This window comes from Streptomyces sp. NPDC056948 (assembly GCF_042674225.1).
GTDB classification, from domain to species: domain Bacteria; phylum Actinomycetota; class Actinomycetes; order Streptomycetales; family Streptomycetaceae; genus Streptomyces; species Streptomyces purpurascens.
This window is the reverse complement of sequence record NZ_JBHUQX010000308.1, coordinates 1-11,628: the sequence shown is the minus strand read 5'-3', so window position 1 is coordinate 11,628 and position 11,628 is coordinate 1. Positions and strand designations below refer to the sequence as shown.

At 67.1% G+C, this 11,628-nt stretch carries 3 protein-coding genes; 1 reads left to right on the top strand and 2 read right to left on the bottom strand.

The features are described 5' to 3' along the window. Both ACFTZL_RS31550 and ACFTZL_RS31545 read right to left on the bottom strand, forming a co-directional pair. A partial coding sequence (locus ACFTZL_RS31550; RefSeq protein WP_382589547.1) for a hypothetical protein occupies positions 1–405 on the bottom strand: 405 nt, incomplete at its 3' end. 13 nt (positions 406–418) lie between these two features. Beyond that, positions 419–7,585, bottom strand: coding sequence for a polymorphic toxin-type HINT domain-containing protein (locus ACFTZL_RS31545; RefSeq protein WP_382589544.1), 7,167 nt, complete (start codon positions 7,583–7,585; stop codon positions 419–421). Positions 7,586–8,130: 545 nt separating this feature from the next. Here ACFTZL_RS31545 and ACFTZL_RS31540 point away from each other — a divergent pair. Continuing rightward, the gene (locus ACFTZL_RS31540) at positions 8,131–11,610 is read left to right on the top strand and encodes a DNRLRE domain-containing protein (protein ID WP_382589541.1); all 3,480 of its coding nucleotides are present in this window, start codon (positions 8,131–8,133) and stop codon (positions 11,608–11,610) included. The last annotated feature ends 18 nt before the right edge of the window (positions 11,611–11,628 follow it).

Genomic DNA, 11,628 nt, shown 5'->3' with positions numbered 1-11,628 from the left:
GTTCCTGGAGGAGGACGCGGTCCGCGTCACCGTCACCATCGAAATCCCGCCCGTCGCAAGGGAGAACATCCGGACAAGCACCTTCCGAACGTCCGGGTCTCGATCTATCCGCTCCAGCGATTCGAACCTCGCCGGATCAAGGTCGATCGTGGCAATTCCGCCAGCATCGCCGTCACCTACGGCCGAGAACAGCAGGAGGCATCGGTACGCCCGCAGAATCCCTCCTCGCTCTTCACGCATCAGCGACTGGAGGACGACGACTCCTTCTTTGACCTGACTACGGACCGCGTCCACCGAGGTCCATCGCGTCGCCCAGCCTCGATCCTCTGCCTCCAATTGGATCTCAAGCAGCGTATCGAAACTGATCTGACACACACGAAAGTCAGGGTCAGTCGAATGAATCATAGACATCAGAGAATTACTCCCCGCCGAGGATGTCGATACGGATTGGCGTGTCTGGATCGATACGCCCGTCTTTGATTCTGGTCTGGAGTTCGTCCCAGCGGTGGTGTCCTCCGAGAATCGTCCCGCCACGGGAGACAAGAATTCCTTCCCCCTCCGCAGCGTTGTTGATTCCATCCAGAAGATCCTCGTTACTGAGCTCTTCGTGGTACCACTGCGACGCCGGGTCCCGAGTCGATTGCCCCTCACGGTATTTACCGCCGAGATCGCCAGCCTTCTCGTTGCGCGGCACGAACTCCGGGCATCCGCCAGAATTGTGAACAAGCACCGGAGTGGCACCAGCGAGTACATAGTACGTATGCAGGTCGTCAACCGTCAGGTTGTACGTCCTGGCGTGCCTGGTGAACGGTCGGTTGCTTGTGACGATGACGGTGTCGCCCTCGTCGGTGAGCAGCGTCATGCCCGGCTTGAGGTCGCCCGCTTCGATCCAGTCCTGTTCGGACGGGGACCAGAAGGGATGCTCGTGGGTGGCGGTGAGGCGGGCAATGCCATCCCCGGTGGCGATGGACAGCTCGTTGAAGTGCTTGTCGGACTCGGTCCGGATGAGCCGGGTCACCTTACGGGAGCCGGTCTCCCCTGTGGTGGGGTCGGTGGCCTGGACCATGTCGCCGACTGCGACATCTTCGATGTCCTTGGCGGTGCCGTCCGCCATGAGGACGTCGGTGCCGGCCAGGAAGCACTTACAGCCTGCGGCCGCTCCCTTGGCGGCCCGGCCTCCAGGAATGAACGCGTAGGGAAGGGTCTCCCAGCGCTTGCCTCGCTCGTAGGATTCGGCGTCGTCCAGGCATCTCTCGAAGTTCTGGACGCAGTAGTTGGCGGCTATGCGCTTGGCCTCTGCGACATCGTCGCTCTTCAGCAGGAACTTGTACGCCAGGCGACAGCCTTCCCGCCCGAAGCACACATTGTTTGTTCCACTGTCCTCGACGATGGGCGTGTGCCAGTAATTGCCGTCCGGGAAGCGGCCGTTCGGTCCGTACTCGTAGAAGAGGTCCCGCAGCCGCTGGGCGTTGTTCGTGACCGGAGTCTGTGTCTTCACCCAGCCGGGCTTCTGCTTGCAGCTGTAGCTACAGCCGCCCGAGCCGGTGCCGCCCCTGGGCACACCGGGTCCCTTCGGATTCAACGGTCCCGTGGGGCCACCATCGCGACGCGGTTCGCTGTGGCCCGTTCCGTCATCGATCCACAACCCCGTGTGATCGGAACGCGAAACCGGGCTGTTGTTGGCATAGGCGTACCCGTTCATCTGCAGCGGGTCCGCGATGTCGATGATCGGGTCTGCCGAGAGGAAGCGGCCGGAGGTGTGGTCGTATTCGCGGGCGCCTATGTGTGTCAGGCCCGTGGCCGTGTCGTCGATGCCCACGCCCAGGTAGCCGCGCTTGTTGGGCCAGGTGGACGGTTTCGTGCCGCGCGTTTCGCCGTACGGCTTGAACGCGCGGCGGGTGACCTGCTGGCCGGTCGCGAGTTCGACGGAGGTGTTCGCCGTTCCCAGGTGGTCGGTGATCAGCGTGCTGACCTTGTGGCCCGTGGTCGAGCCGTTGGCTGTCGTGCGGACCACCGTGGGGGCGCCCGGCTGGGTGTAGGAGCGGGAAGCGCGCACCATCGCGCCTGTGCCGTCCGTCGTCAGTTCGGTTTCGCCCAGGTACAGCGTCGAGCCCGAGGGCGAGTTCTCCAGCAGGCGGTTGCCGTCGGCGTCGTAGACGTACGTCGTCTTCTTGCCGTCGTCCGTGATGGAGTCGAGCTTGTTCTCCGGCGTCCAGGTCAGATTCTGCGTGGTGTTGTACAGATCCCGGCCCGTGGTGTTGCCCGTGGCGTCGTAGGTGTAGCCGCTGTCCTTGCCGGATGGCGTGGAACTGATCCACGTCATGGTGTGCGGCTGGGTCTGGTACGCCGTTGTGCCGGTGCCTGCGACCGTTTTGCCGTAGCCGTACGTGTAGGTGAGGTTCTTCGTCGCGTCGGCCGGGTCGTGCTCCGTGAGCTTCGCGCGGTTGCCGAGCCAGTCGAAGGTGAACGACTGGTGGTAGGCCGTCGTACCCGTGGCCACCGTGCTGGTGTCCGGAGCCGCCGCCGCGAGCGAGGAGGCGAGGGAGGCATCGGGGGTTGTCGCGTCCGAAGCCGCGTCGGGGGCGTCGGCGACCGGGCCTGAAGAGGACGCGTACGTGGTGCGGGGGCCCCATGCGGTGCCGTTCGCCGCCTTGCAGCCGGTGCCGGCGCCGGTCGGTTCGGTCTTCGACGTCCAGGCGTGTGCCAGTTCGCCCATCACGTCGTAGGTGAAGCACTGGGTGTCCCATGTGCTGCCCGTCGCATCGCTGAGCTTGCGCGCGTTGGAGGTGATGGTGCCGGTCGCGTCGTAGGAGTAGTAGCTGTCCGTGATGCGGTGCGGTCCCGCCGTCTCCCGGTCGGCCACCGTGCGCTGAAGTCGGCCGGTGTGCGGATCCACGAAGTTGGTCGTCCAGACGCGGTTCGGCTGGGCGCCCGAGACGGTGCGCAGCACCTCGCCGTAGGGCGAATACGTGGCGTCGGCCGTGTACCAGGTCAGGCCCGAGGTCGAGTCGGGCAGGCCGTCGCCGTTGTAGCGCGTGACGACCTTCTCCTTCGCCAGGCCGCCCGCGGCCGGCAAGGTGACCGACTGGGGCTTGCCGGTCGGGGTGTAGGTGTACGCGTAGGCGTAGGTGCCGGAGAGACCTGTCGTCGCCGAGTTGGCCGGGATGACCGTCTCGCTGCCGGTGGGGTGGTAGTCGGCGTCGTAACCGGTGACGCGGTTGACGTAGTCGCCGCTGCCTGAATGCCGCTTGGACGAGGTTGGTTGGCCGATGCCTCCGGGCGCCTCGTCGTAGGCGTACTCCTTGACGGGGATGGCGGTTGCGGAACCCTGCCGGACGTATCTGGGTCGTCCGAGGACGTCGTACTCGGTGAAGTTCTCCTGCCCGCGCGCGTTGCGGACGCGGTTGGGGCGGTCGGCTGCGTCGTACCACGTGTCCGTGGTTCCCGTGTCGGGGTCGGTGGCCGAGGTCACCCGGCCACGGGCGTCATAGGTGTACGACCAGACGTTGTCGGCCGGGTCGGTGACCTTGTCGCGGTTGCCCCGGGCGTCGTATCCGTACGTGGTGGTGCGGCCCGCCGTCGCGTCGGAGGTGTCCTGGGTGAAGTGCCTGACGGATGTCGTCCGGCCGAGGGCGTCGAAGTAGGTGCGGGTCCTCGGGGCCGTGGAGCCGGGCGGGTTCACCGTCTTGCTGACCGCGTCGTACCAGGTGAAGGTCGCGTACTTGTACCCGCCGCCCTGGTACACGGAGGCACGGGCCTCGCGTTCCAGACCGTCGTAGCGGAACTGGGTCCAGGACGGAATCAGCGAGAGGGACCGAGGCTTGAAGAGCTCCGTGTCCGGTTCGCCCTTGGCCAGGTAGGCGCCGGTCTTCTCGGCGACCAGGCCGTGGTCGTTGTACTTGGTGTCGACGACGATCCGGCCGGGGCCATGGGCCTCGGTCTGCTTCTGGACCTCGCGCGACAGGCCGTCGTAGAGGGTCACGTCGCGGGCGTAGGAACCGTCGTCCTCGAGTGTGCCCACTGATACCGCGGCAGGCTTGTTCGCGCTGGTGGTAGCGGTGGCGGGCTGGTAGTCGACGACGACGTTCGGTGACTTGCCACCGGAGGAGCGGGACGCGGACCAGCCCTTCACGAGGCGCCCGAGGGCGTCGTACTCGGTGCGTGTCACGCGGCCGTTGGCGTCGGTGACCGTGAGCGGCAGGCCACGGCCCGGGTCGTAGGTCGTGGTGACGGTGTGGCCCTTGGCGTTGATCGTCTTGGTGCTCGTGACCGGGCCGCCGGTCTCGGGCGTGTAGCGCGTCTCCGAGGTGCCGACACCCGGCTTGGTGACGGTACGGACGCGGCCGAGATCGTCGTACGTGGTGCCGGTGACCACGGAGTACGAGGTGCCCGTCCCATCGGTCTCTGCCACCGAGGTGATCATGCCCTTGGTCGGCGTCGCGCCATGGGCCAGCTTGTCGTAGGTGTACTGGCGCGCCGATTTCAGCTCCGTCGCGGGGGCCGCGGCCGCGTAGCCGGCGCAGGACGTGCCCGTGATGCGCTGTTCCTTGGGCACACCGATGAGCCATGCGGTGGTGTTGTGCAGGTAGGACGTCTTGGCGCAGGTCTGGTCCGAGAGGGTCTCGGAGGAGCCGCTCGGTTTGACGACGGCCGTCTCCACCTGGAGGGGAAGGCCGTAGGTGTCATCGGGAGTCGTGAGGGTGCGGACAGCGCGCCAACTCGAACCGACTTTCTGGATCTCGTCCGATCGCTTGGTGCCCGTGCGATGCGCGAGCAGTGGATCCGCCGCCGTGGCGTTCTCGTTCTCGCGGGCGCGGGACGCGGTCTGCCTGGACCAGGGAAAGTTCAGGGACCGCTTGAGGACCTCGCCGCCCGAGTCCACGTAGGTGATGACCTCGGCGGTCACGCCGGCGTACTGAGGCGCGTCGTCCGCCAGCAGTGTGTAGGTGTTCGTGGAATCCTTGACCTCGCCACCGGTGCCCAGGAAGTAGCGGGTCACCGACTTGGACTGGGACTGGGGCACACCCGGCTCGGAGCTGGTCTTGCTGCCCTTCGTGACCTCGACCTGCCGGTGCCCCTGCCAGTCGCTGTACGTCCGCAGAGCGGGACGAGTGAACTCGTCGTCGCTCTTGGCCCACGCCGGGTCCGAGTACGAGTACATCGTGACGGTCGGTTTGCTGTGCGACGTGACTTTGTCGGACTCGGTCACGGACGCGACGACGTACTTGTTGAACCAAGACTTCGCCGGAGTCTTCTCGTCGCCGTCGGGTGACCAGCGCACCGGGTAGCAGGTGCCGTTGTTCTTGCCCTTGTCCTCGGAGGGTTCGCTCGCGCACCCGCCGGTGTACTCGACCTCGATGTCGCCGCCGGATTCGGTGGAGACCGTACCGATGCGGGGGCGGGTGAAGCCGGGGCGCTGGTCGTTCTTGCCGTCGAGGACCAGGTTGGGCAGTTGGCGGTCCTTGAGCCGGGCGCGCAGCGGCGACGAGGAGCCGACGGTGTAGTGGGCGAAGCTGATGCCGTCCTTCGACTGCGGGGTGCCGGTGGTGTCGCCCGGGCCGAAGCCGGTGCGGGTGATCGAGTTGAGCCAGAGGCCGGGTGAGGTGTCGTACCAGTCCTCCGGGAAGGACTGGTGCAGGGCGTACGTATCCACCTTGCCGAGGCCCGTCTGGCCCGGGCGAGCGGCCTTCGTGGTCACCGTGTCCAGGCGCAGCTGCGTCCAGAAGGACGGGAAGGACGGGCACAGTTTGGAGGAGGACTTGCAATTGAGGTTGCCGGGGGTGTCCCACCAGGGGCGGTAGGCGCCGGGATCGTCGGTCTTCGCGAAGTTGGCCGCATCGCATGCCGACTCCGATCTCAGGCAGCGCTGCTTCACGCCGAAGGTGACGGTGGCCGACGGTGTGGTCAGGGTGTCCGGGCGCAGGCCGTACTCGATGGAGGCGGGGTAGGCGTAGCGGTCGTACTGCTCGGGTGACTTGAACTTCTTGCGGACGGCGTAGTGATTCGTCTCCTGCTTCCAGTTGACGATCATCGTGTTGCCGTTGACGTCGACGACCTTGTCGAGGCCCCAGCGCCAGGCCTGCTGCTTGCCGGAGCCGCAGCGCGAGTCGGCGAAGGCGTCGGCGTGGCACGGTTCTCCGGGGTGGTTGCCGAAGACCGGCACGGTGGAGACCGACGCGGTGTCGGTGTGACCGCCGCCCACGCTGTTCAGGCCGTAGTGGTACTTCGTGCCGTCGGTCGTGGTGACGACCCAGTACTCGCCGTTGTCGTCGTCGTTGCTGCCGCCGACTCGGCGCTCGACCCGGGTGCCGTCGTCCTGTTGGGGACGGTAGATCTCGGTGTCCTTCTCCGGATCGCTTCCGGATGCCGCGTCCCTGACCAGTTCGGTGGTCTTGCCGCCGAGCGACATCACCGCGTTGTACGACGCCCAGCACAGGTCGGACGTCTTGTCCTTCTTGGCGGTGTTGTTGGGAGTGCCGGCCTTCAGCGCCTTGCGGTCGTCCTGGCAGGAGCGGTAGCGGCGCTCGATGTGGCCGGGGTCGTAGGACCAGCCCTCGCCGATCCAGGAGGCCTGCGGCGAGGAGACCGCCGTACGTCCGTCCACGGTCTGGGAGCTGTAGTTGAAGGAGATCTGAGGCGCGGGACCAGCCGGCGGGCTCGGTACGGCCAACGGGTAGGCCCAGGTGAAGGCGCCGGAGGAGCCGCCTGCCTCCCACTTTCCGTCAGAGGCGAGAGGCGTCGCCTTGAAGGTGCCGCCGCCGCTGTTGCCGGAGTCGACGACGCCGACGACCGCCGTGCTTCCCGCGGCGGCCACGGGCATCGCTGTGGAGGACCGCCGATAGGAGGCCTGCGTCACGCCCGAGGAGCGGGCCTTGGACGAAGGGGCGGCAGCAGGCGTGACCGTGCCGTCGGCCGCCGGATCCACGGTGGCCGTGAGGGACTCTGCCACCGTGTCGTTGGCGGTCTCCAGTTCCTCGTACGTCTGGCAGGCCTCGTCGTCCGGCGTCGTCCAGTAGCAGTCGGGGAACGTGACGAAGCGCAGACGGGAGGCCCAGTCGGCGCCGTAGAGGTTCTTGAACTTGCCGTAGTCGAGCTTGACCGAGACGGGTACCGAGCCGTTGTCGGGCCCCTGGACCAGCAGCAGCGAACCCTCCACACCCTGGGCTGCCGAGGAGGACCGGTCCGGGATGGTGACCTGCCAGGTGCCGGTGGGTGTCGGTTGGTCGGGTGCTTGGCCGAGGCTGACGGGCAGTGCTCCGACCGGCTTCGGAGCCGCCGGTGCGGCTGCGGCGGCTGCCGTACGGGCCGAGGCTGTCGTCGCGGTGGAGCCGAAGGTGACCGAGCCGGTCTGGTTGGAGGGGGGATTGGTCGTGCCCGTCGGGGCGGCGAGCAGGTCCTCGGGGACTTCGGCCTTCAGCGTGCTGTGGCTACGGCTGAACGCCTTGCCGGGAACCGGCTCGTCACGGTCGAGTTTCTCCAGCGTCAGCGATTCGCGCCCGACTTCCTCCTTCGCCGGATCCGGCGGAAGGGCAAGCGCCGGCGTGGGCAGCAGCCCCACCAGCAGCGCGACAGCCGTGACCGGCACGGCGGTACGCGCCAGACGAGGTTTGCGGGCATGCGGAAGTCGACCGAACACGGCGAGGTCCCCCCGGACCACTGGAAGCGGGACCGGCAAAGGACCACGCGTGATGACGTATCAGACAGCGGAGATTCTGTGATCACCCTGTGAAGGAAAGCCAGAGGTGACGCTGCGCTGTGATCATAATCACGGAACGTAGCGGGCTGTTGTGCGGCGAAGGGAGACGAAGCACGGCAAGCGCTTCACAGGGGACCACTCCACCCTTTGGCAATCTTTGGCGTGAACAAGTCATTACCGACCAAAGAGCTTAGAGCAAAAACCAGATTGCTATGCTTTGTGTGATTTTACGGGCAGTCAACCGTTCCGCGATCACCGCACCACAGGTCGCCCCTCCCTTCTGTACGGAGCACTGGGTCGCATCTCTCACTCCGCACCCTCGAAATCTCCACAGGGTGACGACAGATCCCTCATAGGTCATCATCGGCTGGCCCGGCCGCGCCCTGTCACGCGCCGGCTCCGAGGGGGAACTAGGGGGAAGGGGAACCCGCCCGATGACGCGCAACTGGCGCCGCAGGCCCGGCCGTCGAGGCGGTGTGGCGCTGCTCGCCACCGCAGTCGCAACCACCGGCATCGTCTACGCCGGACTACGGCTGGACGGCGGTCCTACGCAGGACGGCCGCGACCACGAGCCGGGCACGAGCACCGTCACCGAAGCCATCGCATTCAAGCAGGCGGCACGGACCGGAAAGCCCGTCGAAGTGACCACCGCGCGCACCGCCCGTTCCACGACGTGGGCCCGTCCGGACGGCCAGATGGCGACGGAGCTCCACTCCTCGCCCGTCCGCGCCAAGGTGGACGGCGACTGGAAGAAGATCGATCCGAGCCTGCGGCGCACCAAGGTCGGGTGGGAGCCGAAGGCCGTCAACACCCGCATGGTCTTCTCGCCGGGCTCGCAAGGCCAGCGAGCCTCCCGCTCCACAGCGCGGCGCGTGTCCCTGGTGCAGCGGACCGCAGCGGATGCCACCGAGAATCCGCTGGTCACCCTGTATGTCGGCGCCGGCAGCGAGTACAAGATCCAGCTCACCTGGCCCGGACCGGTCCCGGCTCCGATCATCGACGGCAACCGGGCACTGTACCCGGAGATCTTCCCCGGCGGAGACCTCGTGCTCACCGCCGACGACGACGGCTTCGGCCAGCTCGTGGTCCTGAAGAACCGTCAGGCGGCATCCGACCCTCACGTACGGCAGTTGGTGTACGGCCTTCACTCGGCCCAGCTCACCTTCCGCCTCGACCCGGTGACCGGGATCGTCAGCGCCGAGAACGCCGACGACGAAGAGGTCGCGATGTCGCCCACCCCTCTGATGTGGGACAGCAGCGGGCAGCCGGCCGTGACCGACGGCGGCGTAGGCGCGACGGCTCAGCCGACCGAACCCGAATCACCGGGCCCGACGGATTCCGGCGCCTTTCCCGACGACAGTGCGGCTCCCACCGCCGAGGAGGAAGCCGTCGAGTCCGACGAGCAGAGCGACACCGACGTGGAGGTGCTGCCCTCGGCGAGCGACGGTTCCGCCCCGGAGCCGGCCGAGTCACCGCTGCCCTCCGCGCCGGCGGAGCCGACTCCGGCGCCGTCGCAGTCCGGCTCCGCCGCGACGCTCGGTCTGGCCTCGCTGGAAGGTCCTTCCCCCGACTCGCGGGGTGAACTCGTCGAGGCCGACCTGTCCACCGGACAGTGGACTCTCACCCCGGACAGGGACTTCCTCGAGGACCCTGCCACCACGTACCCGGTGTTCATCGACCCGTCCGTCAAGAAGCACACCCAGAACTGGACCACCGCCTACGACCGCCACCCCAACGCCACCTTCTACAACGGCAAGGGCTTCAACAAGGGCGGCACCCACGAGGCCCGCGTCGGCTTCGAGTCCGATACCTGGGGCACGTCCCGGTCGTTCTTCAACATCTCCTTCGACAAGGACCTGAAGGGCACGAAGATCACCCGGGCCAAGCTGCGCCTGTTGGAGACCTACTCCTGGTCATGCAGCGCCCGTTCGATGAGCGTGCACCTCACCGGCGAGATCGACTCCCACACCAACTGGAAGAACGCTCCCAAGCTCCACGACGGCAACAAATTGGCGACCAAGAGCTTCGCGCACGGCTACAAGTCCGGATGCCGAGACGCCTTCGAGACCTTCGACGTGAAGAAGGGCGCGCAGAAGGCTGCGGACAAGGGAGAGGACACCATCACCTTCGGCCTGCGCGCCCGCGACGAACACTCCCGGTACGCATGGAAGAAGTTCCGGGCCAACGGTGACTACGCTCCCGTCCTCGAGCTGGTCTACAACCGCCGGCCCTCGATCGTCTCGAACTCGCTGGACATCGGCCCGGACGGCAAGTGCACCACGACCAAGCCGTACGTCCGCATGGGTTCCGGTGATCTCACTTTCACCGCCAAAGCCACGGACAAGGACAAGAACCTCGACTCCTTCGACTTCGACCTGTGGCCGACCGGGAAATGGGACTCGGCCGGTGACCTGCTCGACTCGACCGGCAAGGTCTCCGTCGGCGGTGACACCGGCACGGCTCTGAGGACGACGAAGGGCTTCTCCACGAGCAAGCTCAAGAACGGCACCACGTACTCGTGGCGGGTGCGGGCGATCGACGATGCGGGTACGACGTCGCCCTACTACCCGGTCAAGACACCCTGCCGGTTCGTCCTGGACACCTCCGCGCCCCGGCCGCCCGTGGTGAGTTCCGCCGACTTCCCCAACGCGGACGGCAACCAGAACGGCTTCGGGAACGACGACGAGGACGCCAACTGGTCGGCCAAGAAGTTCGGCACGCCCGGGTCTTTCACCGTGCGCGCCCTGAACAGCGACGTCGTGCGCTACGAGTACGGCTTCAACTCCGCCACCTACACCGGCAGCGTCGGCCGTGCGAACGGCACGGCGACGAGCGCGAGTGCCTCCCTCTCCGGAGCCAAGCCTCCGACAGCCGGGCCCAACGTGCTCTACGTCCGCGCCGTGGACAGCGCGGGAAACCCCTCGGATCCCACCAAGTACTTCTTCTACGTCACGCCGCGGGACCAGGCCGACAGCCCCGGGGACTTCACCGGCGACAAACTGCCCGACCTCATGGTCGTCACCGAGGGCGGCAACCTGGCCATGTACCCGTCCCAGGCCGACAAGGACGACCTGGCCAAGGGCACCGGCGATCTGGACTACTCGATGGCCGGCGCCTACCGGACCAACCCCGACAAGGACCCCAACGGGGACGACCTGCCCTCGTACGTCTCCGCCCCGTCAGGGCACTTCAAGGGGGCCCTGATCACGCACAACGGTGACATCTACGGCGGTGACGGTCTTCAGGACCTCGTCGTCCGTCTCGGCGGGAAGCTCTGGGTCTACCCCGGAGACGGATACGGCGCCGTGAACATCGACAAGCGTCAGGAGATCCTCCTGCCCGAAGGGGGGCCGAGTCCGGCCGACTTCACCCAGATCCTCAGCGCGGGAGACGCCACCGGGGACGGCCGCGCCGACTTCTTCGCCACGGTGAAGAACTCCGCCGGGACCGACGACGAACTGTGGGCCCTCACCGGCTATCACGGAGCCACGGTCGACCAGAGTGTCCGTCTGAACGCGTCCGCCTGGAAGGAGCGCGACCTCGTCGTCGCACGGGATGTCTCGGGCGACGGTGTGACCGACCTGGTCTACCGGTCCGACGCCTCCGGGAAACTGTGGCTGCGCAAGGGCATCGCCGCTTCCGGCGGTGGGGTCGACCTCGGCTCGCTGGCGACCGCGGCGAATTCCTCGGGCGGGGCGGACAACGAGTACGGCTCCTCGGGCTGGTCAAGCGGCGACGTGCCTCATCTCATGGGCACTCCGAGCGCCGATGGAGATGCGAACCCCGACATCTGGGCCGTCCGCGCCGACGGATCGGTTCGCTTCCACGCGGGCGGCAAGACCGCCCTCAGCGGCTCCGGTACCGAGATCATCGGCCGCGCCGACTACTGGAAGACCCGCATCGCCATCGGGTGACTCGCTGACTCGTGGGGC